Origin of the sequence: Dyadobacter sp. 676, from assembly GCF_040448675.1 — a bacterium.
Taxonomy (GTDB): domain Bacteria; phylum Bacteroidota; class Bacteroidia; order Cytophagales; family Spirosomataceae; genus Dyadobacter.
Genome location: NZ_CP159289.1, coordinates 3,517,315 through 3,533,563, shown reverse-complemented (window position 1 = coordinate 3,533,563; position 16,249 = coordinate 3,517,315). Strand labels below are relative to the sequence as shown.

Below are 16,249 nucleotides of genomic sequence, written 5' to 3'. Positions count from 1 at the left end.
AACACTCATTTCCCCAAGACCTTTTTTAAAAAATCGACTTGGACTTGAAGTTCACCGATTTTAGAATACAATTCCTTCTCTTTTGTGTTTTCGGATTCATTACCAGTGGTGGGTGCCTCTTTACTGAAAACTAATTCAGCCTTTTCCAGAAACTCTCGCTTCCAGGCAGCTATCTGTGTTGGATGAATCTCGTACTTGGAGGCCAATTCCTGCACGGTCTGAACCTCTTTAATCGCTTCAATAGCCACTTTGGCTTTGAAGCTCGCACTGAATTTTCTACGTTCCTTTTTCATAGTCAGCTACTAAGTTAGAAATTTAAGCAGCTGTCCAGATTTCTGGGAGTATTATATCCAGAGCAGATGATAATGTGTCAAGACGCTTTCGAATACCAGCAAGCTCAGAAAGCATAATGTTTCCTGACGGCATTTTTGCCATGCTGGCTTGAATATCAGCCAGCATATGGCGTGCTAAATCATCAACCGGAACTTTGGGATCAGTTAATAGGCTTTCCATCACTGAGATCTTTTTTACCAGGATGGCCAGTACCTGCTCGAAGCCATCAAGTTTATCTTCAATATCTTTCATAAATGTAGTCCTCTTGATTTTTTTCGTTTGTGTTTTCTTTTAAGCTCTGGATTAATCGTCTCGTGTTGATGTACCGGATCCATCAAGTCTTTCAGCACGTTTTCTTCCCTGAAGTGCGGCAACCCATATCGGTGAGTAATCATTTTGTTTTGCGCGGGTGGTAGTATCCCCTGATCCAACATCCGACGCCTCACCGCCAGCTGGTGCTGAAAATTTTCCCGCAGCTTTCTATCAAGTGCCAGAAAACTCATGCTTCGGTCCACTTTCGAACCCTTCAACACCGTTCCGTCTTTTTCAAAGCTGATACCCTGCATTTGATTAGTCCCAGACTTATACTTGTAAATGATGCCAATCCCCCTCGATGAAAGCGCGTCCTCCAATTGCTTCCAATTCACTGCCGATCTGCTGGCCATCTTGATCTGATCTGCCAGCTCATAACGCGTTTTATCAACCCCTTTAAGCATGCCCCTGTTAACCAGCGTTTTTCCTTTGCCTATGTAGTAGCCGTGTTTCAGGGTCATCTCTTTGCAAACCTTCTGATTGATTCGCTTCTGAAAGCGGTCCGAAATGGATTTGCCAGCGTTATCAACCCGGTTGTAGAGAATATGAATATGCGGCTGGTTGGTATCGCGATGTTCAACGATGAGATATTGGGTGTTCTGGATTTTCATTTTGGCCATATATTCGGCAGCCCTTTCGACCATAATCTTTTGTGAGAGCTTATCCTTATCGAACGCACTCCAACTCAGCACCAGGTGGCCGACAGCCTTGCCCAGCTCGGGATTCATCTGGCGCTGAGCATTGAAGTCATGGATTGCTGACTTTACATCCTGGGTCCTGACCCCTTCGCCATGAAGCACGATAGCCTGCTCCTTCTGCATGACATATCTGACTGCCCCTCCGAAACTTGATCCTATCATTATCTTACCGATCATCGTTAGTGAGCCTTTTGAGTAAATGATCAATGTCTGATAGAAGCTGCGCGGCTTTTCTGGTCTCGTAAAGCAGACCCTGCATATTCGTAAACCTAAGCAGCTGGTTTAAGTTGTTGGCCAGACCAGCCAGCATTCTTACAAAACCCGCTTCCTCCGCTGAAAGCCGCGCAACAACCCTGGCTTTCCTGGCAGCTTGTCTCAACCAGGTGCTTGGACGCAGGCCTGCTTCCCGGGCTTTGGACTCGATCAAAAACCGCTCGGTCTCTGAAAGTCGGACCATCAGTTGCGCATTTCGTTTAACCTTCTTGGGCGGTCTTCCGCCTCTGGATTTGTGTGATTTTTGCTCCATGCTTTCTACCTCTTTCATTCATTGACAAAATCTGTTGATTACCTTTTGCGACCATCGGGAGTAAAAGCAAGTTTAAGTTCCGGCGCGGCCGGAACGAGTTTTTGCGAAGCGAAAACACAAACTTGCTCCCTTAAAGAAACTTAGAGGCCCAGACCTCGGGACTTCCTGTGACGGTACCGATGTTGTGGCTGTTTTTCCTGATGTTTGCTTGCAACCAGCATCTGGTTCAGATCTTTGTAATCCTGATAAATCCCCGACGTATCAACACCATTAATCCCTGCGCTCTCGAATCTTTCGAGCAACTTTTTCCCAGCTGCATCATGATCCGGATATAGAAAAGCGGTGCTGTAACCTTTGACAATGTCCACACTTCGCTCTGCCAGACTTACCGAATTGAGCACCACAAAGTCGGTCTGGACCTGCTCCTGTTTTCGAAGCGAGAGAAGCGACAAAAAATCCATAAAGCCTTCCAACACGCAGACCGAGCTATGACCATTCTCGATATGGGATATGTCTTTCGGAGATGTCGAGCCCTTGAAGTAGGCACTTCTCAGCTCATAGCCGCCCGACCGGTTTTCGAAGCCAGCAGCGAAATAATTCTTGTCGCCGACCCGGTAGTATACCTCCTGACAATATGATTTAGCAACGGCCAGATCGATACCGCGCGATTCCAGGTACTGGGTAACTGCAGGGTTAGTCCCTAACTCTTTCAAAGCAGTAATTTGGATGGCAGGCTGATCGATTGCTCTGGCTGGTGTAACGGCACTGTCTATATGCAAGCCAGCCGATTTTGGGTCTTGCGGTTGAAATAGAAAAAGACCGGAATCCAATTTCTCCAACAACGCTTTTGTATCGCAACGAAACAGGGCGCGCCCTAAATCAATGATATCTCCTCCCTGACCGCTTCCATGGTCATAATAGAGATTCAACCGCGCATTGACCTTAAAAGAAGGCGTTTTCTCATTCCTGAATGGAGAGAGGTACCAATGGTCTTGTCCCCGGACATATTGGGGGCGGATATGGCATTGTTCCAGCAGGTCTACCATAGATATCTGTTTGGCTTGCTCGCAAGTCATAATTACAGGGTCTTGAAGGTGAAAAAATTGATGAATTGATGCGGAGAGCTTGCAACTGATTGGTTTCTAAACATTTAAGACCGCATCAGAAAAGCATCAAAATGCATCATGGGCCGCATTGCCGTTTGGGGATTGATGCGCGTTGATGCAGATTTTGATGCGCTGTAATTATTTACTAATCAGGCAATTAAATATGATGCGCATCAAAGCATCAAAAAATTAGGGCAATTCGTTGAGCTCATTTATGCGCCCTCGGGATAGGGTATAGAATCTGCCCTTGCCGGTCTGCTCGAAGATTGAACCGTTGGTTAAAAATTTGTATTGCGGGTAAGTCAGTGAATTACTCGCCGGGCTCAACTTCCAGGCATTTTGCAGGATCCGCTTGATCTGTGAGAGGTCTTTGAAACGAATGTGTTTTTTATTGAGCCAGTCCTGGACATCCCCGGTGCAAAACCGGATTTCATCCAGCTCCTTTTCATCTGCGATCGTCAGCAGGATATGGGCGATCTCCACTTCCAGCTTATTCCGATTTTGGTTCAGCAGCTTTTTCAATGCAGGTGTCGCAATTTGATCCGCAGTAAACCACATTCTTGTTTTACTGGGATGGACGAAGTCACGGCTCACCAAAAAATGCAGAAAGTACGGGATCTGCGCCCGAAGCTGGGCAAGCAAGTGGTGATTCTCTGATTTTAGTGGTGGCACCTTTCTCACCCAGTATCGGATTTCCCCTGGCTCTGCGATGATAAAGTGATCTTCGTTGTTACTGCACAAAATGAATTTTCCGAAAAACTCCACTTCCTGCCGGTCATGGCCTTTGGCCTCTACTTTGTAAAATCTAGCCGTGCTCAGATTCTTGATCCGCTCTGAATCCTCCTTTCTATCCAGGAATGTTTCGTCAACGCCGATGACCAGTTTCTGTGCCCATTCGATGTTGAAATTGGAGCGGAAATCCTCATTGCTGTTGATCGTCATGTTTTCGCCGAAGATGGATTTGACAAAATGCAGGAATGTAGTCTTTCCGGTTCCGCGCTCCTCGCTCACCAGGCACAAAATTGGAAGGATTTGGGTCGGACGTTCGAGCAGGATTTTAAAGTAGTCATAACCCATCTCGATCTGCTCACCGAAAATGTGACTCAGGAACTGAAAGATCACAGAGGCATCGCCCTGCCGCGACTCATGTTGGAATGGCTGGTAGCGGTTGTAGAACCCGCCGACCTTCTGTTGGTAGTCCAGATGGCTCGGAACAAAACAAAAGCCGTCGTAACAATCTACCCGGTCCTTCAAGTAGTCACGGCTGTGATCCAGCCGAATGCATTCAGCCGACCAGGGGATCAAAGAGGAAATTGTGTCGCCGGAGGATAATGGCCGGTTGACTTTCTTAAAGTAACTGGTACCAATGCGCAGGTAAACCGGATTATCTTTCATGGCTACCTCCGATTTTCTGCTGACCATTGGCTATCCATTCCAGAAGCTCCTTGCGTGAAAAGAGTAGCTTGCCTTCCATTTTACAGAACGGGATCTTTTTTCTTTTCACCAGCCCATAAATGGAAGTCTCCTTGTATTTGGTAAGGCGCGCGGCCTCCTTGGTGTCCAGCAAAGTGTCACTGGTATCGGCGGCAGCCTCCGGTTTTGACTCTAAAACCCGGCGCAGTGAAGACTCGATCAACTCTGATAACTGCTGATCGTTCATTGAAACTAGAACTGTTGTGCTCATCCCTTTTGCGTTTTGGTGATGGGCAAAGCAAGGCCAGAAAATCGGGGAAAAACAATATGAAGTTGACTAAGTCAGGTCATCGACGCCGTACTCGTTTATTTTCCTTAATGTTTTCAAAACATTTTTAGAATGCGGGCTGTCAGTCAAATTACCAATGCTCTGCACGATGTTGCCACGTGCTTTATTGATGTTACTGCGAAGGCTTTCCAGCTTCGTTTTCGAGTAGCAGGAAAAAGTATCGAGCAGCAATTGACAGTATCTGTCAAGCCCAATATTGTTCCTATGTGTATTCAGCTTGTAGGTGGCATGCATAAGCAGGTTTAAAACCCGCTCGTAGTTTCCCGGAGGCATTTCAAAATACTTGTGTTCAGGTCTGGGCAGTCGGCCTCCTTTTTCTTCGAACATCATCCCTAACAGCTGCAACACTTCCTCTTCTCCGGTAAAAACCTGAATCGAGCCCACTGCCTTGCATTTCCACGCATCAACTAAAATCAACCACATGGATATGATTTCGTCAATGGCATAGTCCAGTGGAATCCGCTCCGGCCCGTTCGATTGCGCTTCGGCCACTGGCAATTCTTGCTTCTTTGAAACAACCTGATGTTGGTACTTAACCAGGCGAAGCGCATTTACTCTATCGCCACACGCTCGCACAAGGTAAGCCTGAATGAATCCGAGCGTGTATATACAGGATGGAACAGCAAATCCCTCGAAGTATAAATGATAGGAGCAAAATTCAATGAATTGCTCCAAATGAGTGATTTTACTTTCACTATCAGGATTACAAAGAATGGAGACTATTTGTTGTGGATATTCCTTCATCGCGTCGAAGTAACCTCTGTCAAATTGCGCTCTCAGTTCGTTGGCATAAGACTCCGAGATTGGGCTATGATGATCTACGATGACATTCTTCCGGTCTTTGTAGTCGAAAATGGCTTTGAGATTCGGTTCACTGAGGAAGACCGGCGGCATTGTCTTGTCAGCAATGTTCTCAAAGTGGAAGTTCTGTGATAAGTAGTCAGCTTCTCTTCTGCGAAAAACGTGATCCACGAATCTCAAATACGGAAACCGCCCCTGATCGTCCAGGTTTATACCAAGATCAGGATCGAAGCCTGGCAAATTGAAAAAGTACATCCGTTCAAAGCGTTGAGTTAATCAGATCATCCAGGACAGGGTCTCCAATGTCTTCCAGATAAATATCAGTGGTCTTCAAGCTATCGTGACCCAATGTTCTCCCGATATTCTCCTTGGATATTCCATTTCGGCGAAGGGTTGTCGCATACGAGTGCCTGGCCACATAGGTCGTTAAAGGCTTCAAAATACCGAGGGATATGCCCAACTCTTTAATTTGCTTGTTAACCCTGGTCAAAATCTTCTTCTTCCGATCCCGAACCGATTGAATCGTTGCGTGACGCTTGTACAGGATTGGGAACACAAAGCCAGCATCGCTGTTACCTTTCAGATCTTTGTAGTAATCCAGTATTTGAGCTGCCCAGGGGTGCAAACGAAACCGGAACTCTTCCTTTGTTTTTGATCTCACATAATGGAGCTCACCATCCACAATGTTCGTCCATTTCAATTCGGCCAAATCTGTAAAGTTCAGGCCTCGGCAATAGAAGCTAAACAGGAAGTAGTTACGCGAGTTGATCAGTGAATCATTTTCCGGATCGATTTCAGCTCCGGCAATCAACTCGATCTGTTCCTTCGTGATCGCCCGCTTCTTTGTGCGAGGGTTATTGTATTTAGAGAACGAGAAGTCTTTGAAGGGATAGTGCGTTTCCGGATAATAGTTTTCCTTGATCCCGACTTTCCACAGTGTACGGAAGGTTCTCAGATAAAAACTTCTCGTGACGATCGTGCAGCCTTTTTCGATCAGCCATTGCTCATAACGGTTGATGAATGGCAAACCGATCGAGAGGATATCCTGATCCTTCTGATTCATAAAGTGTTTAAGGCTTTTTAGGGTCGAGTTATGTGATTCAGCGCTGCCCAGCCGGTTTTGGCTTTTTAGCTTAGCGATGTGTTCTTCAAAAAGTACAAACAGCTTTTTCTTTTCAGGTTCCGTATGCCCGCAGTCAGTTTTTTGACCAGCGCCTTGATCTCGTCAAACGAGGGGCGCTTATTTTGCTTCCCGTAAGAGATGATCATGAAGTCTACCTCCGACTCAATGGTGCGAAGCAGAAGGTTAATTTCCTTGTGCTTCAAATGTGTTTTTGCAACGGATTGAAACTTCGGCTGCCATTGAACTTCCGAACATATCTTCCTCGTACTCACCAGAAGGTTCTTTCTGTCGATAATGATTTGCAGCATTATCGGGAACTGAGTTTCCTCCGAATCACGTTTCTTCCGTAATACAAACTTGGTCGAAATAGCCATAGCACTACATCTTTAGGTCGAACATAGGTCGAACATTTCGTGTCTAACGTAAGTTAACCAAAGTTACTAAAAATAATCAAAATGCTCATTCAGAGCATTTTATGATAATCATGCTCAATAAAACTTCTTGGAATAATACAATAAATATCCAATGGGGTGCTAGGGGTCGCAAGTTCGAATCTTGTCATCCCGACATTGAAAATAAGCCACTTACAGCTTTATGTTGTAGGTGGCTTTTTCGTTATGTCGAACTTTCTAACCAGAATGAGTGAGACTTTCCGAGTAGGCAGGCATCCGTCGAGCCTTGTTTCAGACTCCATTCCATGAAAGACTTCAAACTTCTGCTTCCGCAAAAGGCTTCAAAATCAAGCTATCAATCAAATGGATTCTATTAACCTAGTGTCCCATTATGCGGTCGTTTTTATGTACTGCTCCGACACTAAGTATAACAATCTATATTTCAAGAGATCAATTCGCCTGACAAACGAGTGCCAGCACATGAAGATAAAAAGAGAACGAGGCAAGTGGAATTCGTTTCTGGACAACCAATTAAAGATTTGCAGGCTCGGCTTTTTCTAATTTTCCCCTTCCCGCGGAAACAATTAATTTCCCACTTTATTAAGCTCGTGATCTTACTAAAACTCTTAAAAAAAGTTAATAAGATTAGACAATCCCTTGATTGTGTAATTTTGGCCCCTCACGTTCTTGAAAGAATTTGCATTTCTTAATTTGTATGTTTATCTCTCGTTGATCAACGAGCAATTTTAATTCAACACATGAAGTTCATATACTTTCTACTGTTACTATTTTTAACTGGCTGCAAAGAGACCGATCTTAATATCAATATCCCTTACTCAGGCGATAAGCTCGTTTTGTGGGGAAAACTCAGAGCAGGGTTCCCTGTAAGAATCCAAGTAACCAAATCTTTAATCCCGTCGGAGTTATTCCAATGGATGTTAACATTGCAGATGCTACTGTGCATTTATTAATGAATGGTAAAGAATACATTCAATTATCTCAATCAGGTGAAAGAGGTATTTATGTATCCAATCACGTAGTCCAGGCGGGCGCCTCTTATATAGTAAAAGTCTCGGCACCGACATTGCCTCCAGCCGAATCAGAACTTATATTCGTTCCTTTGGATTTACCGGATGTCAGCGTAATAAGAACGCGCAATGTTCCAGGAGAAATCAACCATCAGACGCCCCAGGACTTAATAAGCCTATATTTTACAAGGAACCAAAGCCAGGTAGAAAAATATTTCGCACTTACATTCTTATCCTACTACGAAAAGGATACTGTATCGGCTAATCCATACGGCGCCTTGAACAATATCCCTGCTAAGGAAAAAGATTGCCATACCTGGGCCAATGAAAAGATATCAACCTATTACAATGAAGTCGCCGGAATTACATTCGATCGCTTCGCATCTATCTTTTTAGTGAAAAGTCTATGTCTACCGGATCCTAAAACACCAATCAAATTCTATATTGAAACCAACAAAGGAACCTTCAATAATCCGCAACCCGCATCCAAGGTTACCATGAGAGTTGAAGTCGTTACAAGAGAAGCATTTGACTATGCCAAAATAGAACACGACCAACCTGAGGGTGTCGATCATCTCATGCTTCCTCCACAAAGAGCTTTGACCAACATTAAAAACGGCTATGGGCTAATTTTTGCTTCCAACGAAAAGACGATAGAAATACCATGACAAAATACCTATTAATGGTCATTTTCGTCGTAATTACGCATGCTACCTTTTCTCAAAGGATGACCATCAGCGGAATCGTCCGCGACGCAACGAACGGAGAACTCTTGGCAGGTGCTATCGTACAAGACAGTCTTTCTCAAACGGGCGTACCAACGAATGCCTATGGATTTTTCAGTTTGGAAATTCCCGCTGGAGATCATCCGCTCAAAATTAGTTTTGTGGGCTATGAGTCTTTGTACATAAACGGCGTTGCTAAACACAAATCCCCCCTGCAAATCAAACTAGTACAGGCCAATCTTCTTAAAGAAGTAACGATCAAAGAAATAAAAAATACGGATGTGCTTATCGGAAGTTTATCTATCCCGATGAACAAATTGAAGTCAATGCCCGCCTTACTGGGTGAGGTCGATGTACTGAAGGCACTAAGCTTTACACCGGGTGTTTCGACAGGCGTCGAGGGTAGTGCAGGGTTGTACATCAGGGGTGGAACACCCGATCAAAATTTGATTTTACTAGATGAGGCCCCCGTTTACAATGTGACGCATCTGGGTGGGTTTCTTTCAGTCTTCAATCCAAGTTCCTTGAAATCGGTTGATTTATACAAGGGAGCGTACCCCGCCCGGTATGGCGGCAGGCTTGCTTCGGTGATCGATCTTACCATGAAAGACGGAAACAACCAAAAGTTTGGTGGCGAAGTGGGTATCGGCATTTTGAACCAAAATTTGACGTTGGAAGGACCCATCATTAAAAACAAGGCTTCATTTATTGTCTCGGGAAGAGTTTCTACGCTGGGGCTTTCATTCTTATTGCAACCAAAGAAATCCAGCGGATATGGAGAAACCCGGAAGTACCGTTTTCACGATCTTAATGCAAAGTTCAACTACCAGATTAATAAAACGGATCAAATTTTCCTCAGTGTTTATAATGGCTTTGACCGCTTTACGTACGGTGAATGGACCGCAAATGACGGGAGAGAAACAGAAACCGCTGTCAGTAATAATTGGGGAAATACCACCGCTACCCTCAGGTACAGCAAGGTCTTTTCTCAAAAGCTTTTTGCCAGGTTCGCTATGCTCTATTCCAAATACACCAGTGAGCTGGCCAATAATTTTGATGATACTAATGAAAATATCGAACCCGTAAGACTTTATCGAAACACCAATGCAGGCGTAACGGATTTGGGTGGTAAAGTCCAGTTCGACTATTTCCTGAACAATCGTATAAATTTGAAGTTTGGTATCGATTTAACCAGGCATTTATTTAGTCCGTTTGTTACCAAAAGCAATTATAATAACTCTCCCGACGATGCAAAGAAGGAAAGGCTTCCAGCAACGCAGGTGGACTTCTATGTCGATGGCTCTATCGCCATAGTGCCGGCGTTACGTTTTAACCCTGGTCTCAGATATAGTTTATATCACGTTGAAAACCGCACATTTTCCAATCCGGAACCACGCCTGGGGTTGAACTGGTCACTTCCAGCGAACTGGACTATTAAAAGTGGATACACGCTTATGAATCAATATGTTCACCTGCTCACCAACAATGGTTTCGGGTTTGGCTATGACGCCTGGGTCCCTTCAACAGAAAAAGTAAGACCTTCACGCAGCTCGCAATTATCCGTCGGACTATCCAAGACTTTTCCTCAACTAGGATTGGATCTGTCAATTGAAGGCTATACCAAAAAAATGAAAAACCTGATAGATTACCCTGACGGCACCAATTTTACAGGCTTGCTTGCTGGCTCATGGGATGATATTGTTATTAAAAAAGGTATGGGCCGTGTGAAAGGAATTGAGTTGATGTTGAATAAAAAAGCGGGCCACTTCAATGGATGGATTTCCTATACCTTGTCAAAATCGGAAAGAAAATTTTCGGAAATCAATAATGCTGCGTGGTATCCTATGAAGTATGACAGGCGACATCATTTAGCGATAACTGTGAACTACGATATTGGCAAAAAATGGACGTTGAGTGCCAGTTTTATTTACCAGACCGGACATGCCGTTACTTTACCGGAAGCTGCCTTTATTACCGACAACAGTAATGGTCCCAGATTTATTTATGACAAGAGAAACAACGGTCGCATGCCTGCGTTTCACCGGCTGGATATTGGCGCAAGCAAATCGCTAACAACTCCTCATAAACGCAATGCAGAATTGCGACTAGGCTTATACAACGCTTATAACAGGAATAATCCTCTATATCTGGATATGAAGACTGATCGGAATCAGGATTTCGTACCAACCGGTATTACATTAAAACAAATTTCATTTTTCCCAATATTGCCATATGTTGGCTATACACTTAGATTTTAGCATATCATCACCAACATTAACCATGAAAAAAATACTCCTTTGTGCTTGCTCTCTGATACTTTCGAACAACCTGATTGCACAGCAAAACAATAATTCTGGTCAAACTGAGGACTCAATAAAAATTCCGGTTTATAAGAATTTAGAAAAGGGAGCTTTTACCTTTTCATTGAATGGTTCCGCAAATAATAGTGATCAAAAAGCGGGCTGGTCTCTGACGCCACAAGCTGGCTATTTGGTCGCTGATCGTCTGGCGGTTGGGCTCCAATTGTCTGTGGCTAATCGGTTTTCTAAGGAAGAAAGTGGCTGGATGAGTCTGAAACGTGGGGGAGTGAGGGAATATGCTTTCACCCCAGAGGTATACGCCCGTTATTATGTACTTCCGTTTCGGTTGACTCCATTTGTACAATTATCATCAGGTTACAATTTTGGTAAATTTAGAGCCAACGATGATTTTTTCGGCAGCAAAGTTTCCGTCAACACCAATAATTACGTCATGTTCGGAGCGCTTGGTTTAAGCCTGCGAGTCGGGAAGTACGTGGGGTTACAGACGCAATATAACTTGCCCATCATCGTCGACTCGAAAATAAACGATATGATTAGAGGCAATCGCTTTCTACTTGGATTTTCTCTGTATTTCAAATAGTTAAAGCATCTTACGCAACCGGTACAATGCCAGTCATAAGCCGGATGGTATGCAATAGACCCTCATTATCCTGGTCGGAGTACTCTTTCCGACAGGCGCAGCCTATTGGGTAGTGGTGGTTTATGACATTCCGGCGAGGAAGTATTTAAGCAACAAATGAACTGGAGGGACCTTACAAACAAAAACAATCGGGCACTCACTTCATCAAAATTACCCTCCCATTAAAAGTTTGTACCACCTTCTCACCATCATCGAGCAACATTACTTTGTACATATACTGATCATGTAACCCATCAGCAGGTTGCCAATACCATTCGGTAATAGACGATAAAGAGTCTGTTGCAAGGGTTTTATCTTCCACCAGCGTCCCCCGCTGACTATAGATTTGATAGCGAACCGATGAAATACCCGCATCTTTGGGCGATTTCAACTCGAATCGTAGATAGGAATTAGCCGGATTCGGACTCACAATCAATTCAGAAGACCCAGTTCTTTGATCGATAATTTTGAAAGGCATCCTATAAGAAGTTGCGGACGAATTGCCCGAGCCGTCTCTCGCACTGATCAATATCTCATATGATCCGGCGGCCCAATCTGTGTCGTAACGCAAGCGAAAAGATTTCGGGCCATCCGGCTCCAAAGAGAGTTTGTCTTGCAGATAAATCAACTTTTCGAAATTGCATTGTTCATCAGGGCAACGTTTGAGGAACACATCAACCAGGGCAGCATCGGGATTCAGTGGTTTATCGTCCGATACCAAGATCGCCAGAACAGGCTCAGGATTCACAATTTCGTCCTTTTTCAGGATTCTGCTATTCAATTTCACACTAATCAGCGGCGGCACAATGTCGCTGACGTGTTGACCAGAGAATGAAGTTTCGTGCTTCACCAGTTCCCAGTCCACATCCAACTCAGCGATATTGTTCTTTTCATCGAGCTCAGTTATAACTCGCCCCGGATCCACTTCGACACGGATGTTCTGAATGTCTTTCGAATTACGGAACGGAACTGTGAGTGTATCTTCATATGGGAATGGCTTTACAAGTTCCTGTCTGGTGGTCACTCCTTGCTTTCCATTCCAGGTTATTTTGACAGAAATTTCCTCGCCAATCCTGAACCTCCCGTAATTCCCCATAACTATCCGCACGCGTAGCGAATCAGAACTCTCCATGGATTGGTCTGGCGACTGAGATAACAACGCTATACTGTTGTCAGGATCAAGGGCATAATCAGGCTTGTCGATGGTGATAACCTTCAATGCCGGATCGCCTTGAAGGATCGACTGATGCGCATTGGCGATGCTGTAAGTATCTTTTTTCAGAATAATATCCCTCGCAACAGCCCACTGGATCTTTCCGATCGGCAGATCGGCCGTAGCAGGATTAGAAAACATATATTGATACAGTTTGGCAAGATAGGCCGATGCAGGGTTTACGAAGCTCTCGAACGAATTCGCGACAATCGCAATTGCACCACGCCTGGCAGCCAGCAACCAATCCAGCGATAACGGGAGCCGGTCACTGGCCCGGGGAGTTTTTGGAGCCGGATTAGAACGGCCGCTAAAAATGTTCCCGACTCCGCAACCATTGAAATACATCATCGGGTAACGATTGACGTTATTATATCCTCTGGCAACATCCGTCGCATACCCTATGTCCGGGTCGGATTCGAGGGGGGAGCCGTGCCCGAAAAATGTGATTAGTCCGCACCCGGCATTTATATCCGTAGTAATGTTCACCGGTTCTACCTCCTTCATCGCTTGCTGCTTTACATATTGCGTCGCACTTCCGCCGACGATCCCATTCCGGACCAACGGCTCCAATGTCTTCAACATGTCTCTGAATTGCGTTATTTCTGCGATATCTCCTCCTCCACTCACATGCAGCACGTTTTTTCGCCAGCGGTAGTCGCCCGCGCTGTTGTGTTCGTAATCCTTTATTTTCTGAACGTAATCGAGTACTTGCTGTTCCGTAAAAGCGGAGAGCCGCCCCACTGGTATGGCGGGCACATCTCTTTCTGCTCCTGCGAGACCCTCAACCAGCAGCAGATCCGATGCAGGATAGCCGATCGTCGGGACCTCATCGGGTAACTCGCGCTTCATTTTCTCGTTTTGACTAATGGAATGTCCAATGAGAAAAAGCATTTTATCGCTCCCTCCCTCAGTAAGCATATAGGCCATAAACTTCTTGATAGCAACCGGACCAGGTTCTCCGTAGTTGAATTGATTATACAAATCCCTTACGTCGACCACTAGAGGTTTATAATTTCCGCCCGGTTCCGAGGCACGGTATTCTGCCAAATGCGTAGCCGCGTTCCATAATCGCTCTGTCGTAACCACGATGTAATTGGGCTCCTTGGCCGGATATTTCCTAAACCTAATTTCCTGTATCTTCGAAGCATTTACTTTCACAATTTCGTTGGTGGCAAGCAAAACCTGACGTTTGCCTGCGTGCCGTGGCACCATTAGATTGTCCGGTTCCGATTCGATGACAACCGAACTGTTTTCATCTGAAATATCAAGGAACATCGCCTTCGGAGGCGCGCCTGTAACCGCGATTCTGCTCCAAGCTTCGTTTACCGGTTCCAGCCTGAACTCCTTGCCCGACTGCCCATCCATACGAAACTCCTGCGCATATTCCAGGGTATAATAAGTGAGTGAAAATCCACTATAACTGTCGGTGCTCGTCGATTTCAACCTCAAAACACCGTTCTGATTGCTATCCAGGTCCCCGGGTTGAATTTCCACGGTACATTTCGCGAAATTAAAACCAACGATGTCGAGCGTTGCCGCCAACCGCAAGCTTTGCGTCGTTTTGCCGATATAAATTCCGACCTTACGATCAGTACCGCTCCTTCCATGTAATAGCAAGTGTAAATAAGCCTTGCCTGCTTCTTTCGCTCTGTATTTCAGGCTGAAATTCCGGGTGTATAACGAATCCGGGTAAACGACTTTGCCTGTGCGGCTCGCTCCCCACTCAAAATAGCTATTAAAGAATTTGGGCCGGTTGAACACCAAAGTAGTCAGCGAATATTCATCTTTCAACAGGATCGCGGTCTTTTCGACGTGTGATGGTAATCGCGGCAGCTTCTGATCGACTGGCTGATGAACTCTCGGAGCCCTCTTGCCCGGCTTATCACCTACCGTCAGAAAATACGCCCCTTCATCCCCATACATACTGAAATACGGGTTCACGCGCGAGCTCATGGGCCGGTACAGCAGCGAATCGCTTGCCCCATCGTTGGGAACAGCATAAAAGATGATTTCCTGATTCGCTGTACTGATGATGGATACCTCTTTACCCCGATGCCAAAGCTGCAATTTTTCCGGGGAGCCAACTGGAAAACCCTTTGGCAAGGAGGAGAATGCAACGCTGTGCAAGCCCTTTTTCAGTATTCCGATCTTTACGTAAGGTCTATTGTAGTCGATCCAGCTGTTGGCATAAGGTGGAGCCCACTGGGCTTGTAGTTGATAACCAATCAGCAAAGCCACCATCAACAGCGGCTGCTTTGTGAAATACCACATATTTTCGAGAATGTCTGATGAATCCTCAATAAAACACTGCTTGACGATTTCATCCGAATCCTTCCAGCGAGCGTGATATATGGGTTAGCCACTGGATTTCGCTGTCGACGCATCGCTGCCGTTATCCTGTTGAAATATTTCTACTCATACACCAACAGAGGTACTACACCCTATGCTGCTCTTGAAAATGTGTAATTTCTGGCACATGATTTGATTTTTCCGCTCCTGAATAAATCAACTCATGACCGATGAATACTTTTAAGTTTATGAAAGACGATTGGGTGAAAGAAAAAAGCGGCAACCAGCTGATGCGGGTTGACGAATACCAGATCGTCGAGGCCGTAGTGAATGCTAGCGGATCGACCTCGCTTCCGGTCACAAAGCGGGTATTCAGTGGCAAGGTCTGGTGTACCTGGGTCAATGAAAACAAGGCGGTGATCACGCAACCATTTTGGGAAGATGACCTGGAACCGGCCGTTTACCAGCAGGGAAATATGGTTTCCCATCCTTCCTTTAACCACGCGCATTGATCCTTAACCCTCTAAGGACACTAAACCAAAGCCCGGAATGTTTCCGGGCTTTGCTATTTTAACACAATATTTCCACTTCAAGGCTTTACCGCCGGGTCGGACTGTGGCTTGGCCGACGTAGTATCATCGGTTTCTGACGTCCCTTTGCGGCTTTTACGGCGCTCCGTACGTTCCTCGCGTTTACGATCGGTAGCCGGCATGAGCGTGTCGTGTATCACGGCACCCGAGCTTCTCTGACCTTTGATTAATGTATCTTCTGACGGGATCTGCGCCGGCCGGGCAGGCGATTGCGGTGAATTAAATTCAGGCTTCGTTTCGGGCCCTGTTGCAGGCACGGGGCTCGTTTGCGGTACTGGCTGTGGTACAGATGGTTCCGGCGTCACCGGGTTCTGTGCAAATGCCCCTGCAATCCCCAGAAGCATTGTGAATATGCATGCGAGGTATTTCATGGTCCATTCTGTTTAGTGAATAAAAGTTTACCAATAAAAT

At 45.3% G+C, this 16,249-nt stretch carries 16 protein-coding genes; 4 read left to right on the top strand and 12 right to left on the bottom strand.

Going from position 1 to position 16,249, the window contains the following annotated elements:
* Positions 1–5: 5 nt before the first annotated feature.
* The 10 genes from ABV298_RS15900 to ABV298_RS15855 all read right to left on the bottom strand — a co-directional run bounded on the left by ABV298_RS15900 (position 6) and on the right by ABV298_RS15855 (position 7,035).
* Positions 6–293, bottom strand: a complete 288-nt coding sequence (locus ABV298_RS15900) for a transposase (RefSeq protein WP_353718731.1) — start codon at positions 291–293, stop codon at positions 6–8.
* Between the two features lie 22 nt (positions 294–315).
* Positions 316–585 carry a hypothetical protein gene (locus tag ABV298_RS15895; RefSeq protein ID WP_353723034.1) on the bottom strand — a complete coding sequence of 90 codons (270 nt, stop codon included), beginning with the start codon at positions 583–585 and terminating at the stop codon, positions 316–318.
* Complete coding sequence (locus ABV298_RS15890) at positions 582–1,505, bottom strand: relaxase/mobilization nuclease domain-containing protein (RefSeq protein WP_353723192.1); 924 nt, start codon at positions 1,503–1,505, stop codon at positions 582–584. The genes ABV298_RS15895 and ABV298_RS15890 overlap by 4 nt, the downstream gene beginning before the upstream one ends.
* 4 nt (positions 1,506–1,509) lie before the next feature.
* Positions 1,510–1,887, bottom strand: a complete 378-nt coding sequence (locus tag ABV298_RS15885; RefSeq protein WP_353723033.1) for a hypothetical protein — start codon at positions 1,885–1,887, stop codon at positions 1,510–1,512.
* Positions 1,888–2,009: 122 nt separating this feature from the next.
* On the bottom strand, positions 2,010–2,915 hold the full coding sequence (locus ABV298_RS15880) for a toprim domain-containing protein (protein ID WP_353723032.1): 906 nt from the start codon (positions 2,913–2,915) through the stop codon (positions 2,010–2,012).
* A gap of 249 nt (positions 2,916–3,164) precedes the next feature.
* Positions 3,165–4,370 carry a primase-helicase family protein gene (locus ABV298_RS15875; RefSeq protein WP_353723031.1) on the bottom strand — a complete coding sequence of 402 codons (1,206 nt, stop codon included), beginning with the start codon at positions 4,368–4,370 and terminating at the stop codon, positions 3,165–3,167.
* Positions 4,360–4,659, bottom strand: coding sequence for a helix-turn-helix domain-containing protein (locus ABV298_RS15870; RefSeq protein WP_041735500.1), 300 nt, complete (start codon positions 4,657–4,659; stop codon positions 4,360–4,362). The genes ABV298_RS15875 and ABV298_RS15870 overlap by 11 nt, the downstream gene beginning before the upstream one ends.
* A gap of 66 nt (positions 4,660–4,725) precedes the next feature.
* Positions 4,726–5,793, bottom strand: coding sequence for a hypothetical protein (locus ABV298_RS15865; protein ID WP_353723030.1), 1,068 nt, complete (start codon positions 5,791–5,793; stop codon positions 4,726–4,728).
* 4 nt (positions 5,794–5,797) lie between these two features.
* Entirely contained in the window at positions 5,798–6,652 is an 855-nt protein-coding gene (locus tag ABV298_RS15860) for a tyrosine-type recombinase/integrase (protein WP_353723191.1), read from the bottom strand.
* Between the two features lie 14 nt (positions 6,653–6,666).
* Entirely contained in the window at positions 6,667–7,035 is a 369-nt protein-coding gene (locus tag ABV298_RS15855; protein ID WP_353723029.1) for an Arm DNA-binding domain-containing protein, read from the bottom strand.
* Between the two features lie 949 nt (positions 7,036–7,984).
* Here ABV298_RS15855 and ABV298_RS15850 point away from each other — a divergent pair.
* Genes ABV298_RS15850 through ABV298_RS15840 form a run of 3 tightly spaced genes read left to right on the top strand, consistent with a single transcriptional unit; the run spans position 7,985 to position 11,707 of the window.
* Positions 7,985–8,749, top strand: coding sequence for a DUF4249 family protein (locus ABV298_RS15850; protein ID WP_353723028.1), 765 nt, complete (start codon positions 7,985–7,987; stop codon positions 8,747–8,749).
* Positions 8,746–11,064 carry a carboxypeptidase-like regulatory domain-containing protein gene (locus tag ABV298_RS15845; protein WP_353723027.1) on the top strand — a complete coding sequence of 773 codons (2,319 nt, stop codon included), beginning with the start codon at positions 8,746–8,748 and terminating at the stop codon, positions 11,062–11,064. The genes ABV298_RS15850 and ABV298_RS15845 overlap by 4 nt, the downstream gene beginning before the upstream one ends.
* Positions 11,065–11,086: 22 nt before the next feature.
* Positions 11,087–11,707 carry a hypothetical protein gene (locus tag ABV298_RS15840; RefSeq protein WP_353723026.1) on the top strand — a complete coding sequence of 207 codons (621 nt, stop codon included), beginning with the start codon at positions 11,087–11,089 and terminating at the stop codon, positions 11,705–11,707.
* 196 nt (positions 11,708–11,903) lie between these two features.
* On the opposite strand, the gene ABV298_RS15835 is transcribed toward ABV298_RS15840, so the two are convergent.
* The gene (locus ABV298_RS15835; RefSeq protein ID WP_353723025.1) at positions 11,904–15,230 is read right to left on the bottom strand and encodes a C25 family cysteine peptidase; all 3,327 of its coding nucleotides are present in this window, start codon (positions 15,228–15,230) and stop codon (positions 11,904–11,906) included.
* A 248-nt stretch (positions 15,231–15,478) separates the two neighbouring features.
* Here ABV298_RS15835 and ABV298_RS15830 point away from each other — a divergent pair, with 248 nt between their 5' ends.
* Positions 15,479–15,760, top strand: a complete 282-nt coding sequence (locus ABV298_RS15830; RefSeq protein ID WP_353723024.1) for a hypothetical protein — start codon at positions 15,479–15,481, stop codon at positions 15,758–15,760.
* A 77-nt stretch (positions 15,761–15,837) separates the two neighbouring features.
* Here ABV298_RS15830 and ABV298_RS15825 read toward each other — a convergent pair whose 3' ends face one another.
* Positions 15,838–16,209, bottom strand: coding sequence for a hypothetical protein (locus tag ABV298_RS15825; protein ID WP_353723023.1), 372 nt, complete (start codon positions 16,207–16,209; stop codon positions 15,838–15,840).
* Positions 16,210–16,249 lie beyond the last annotated feature (40 nt).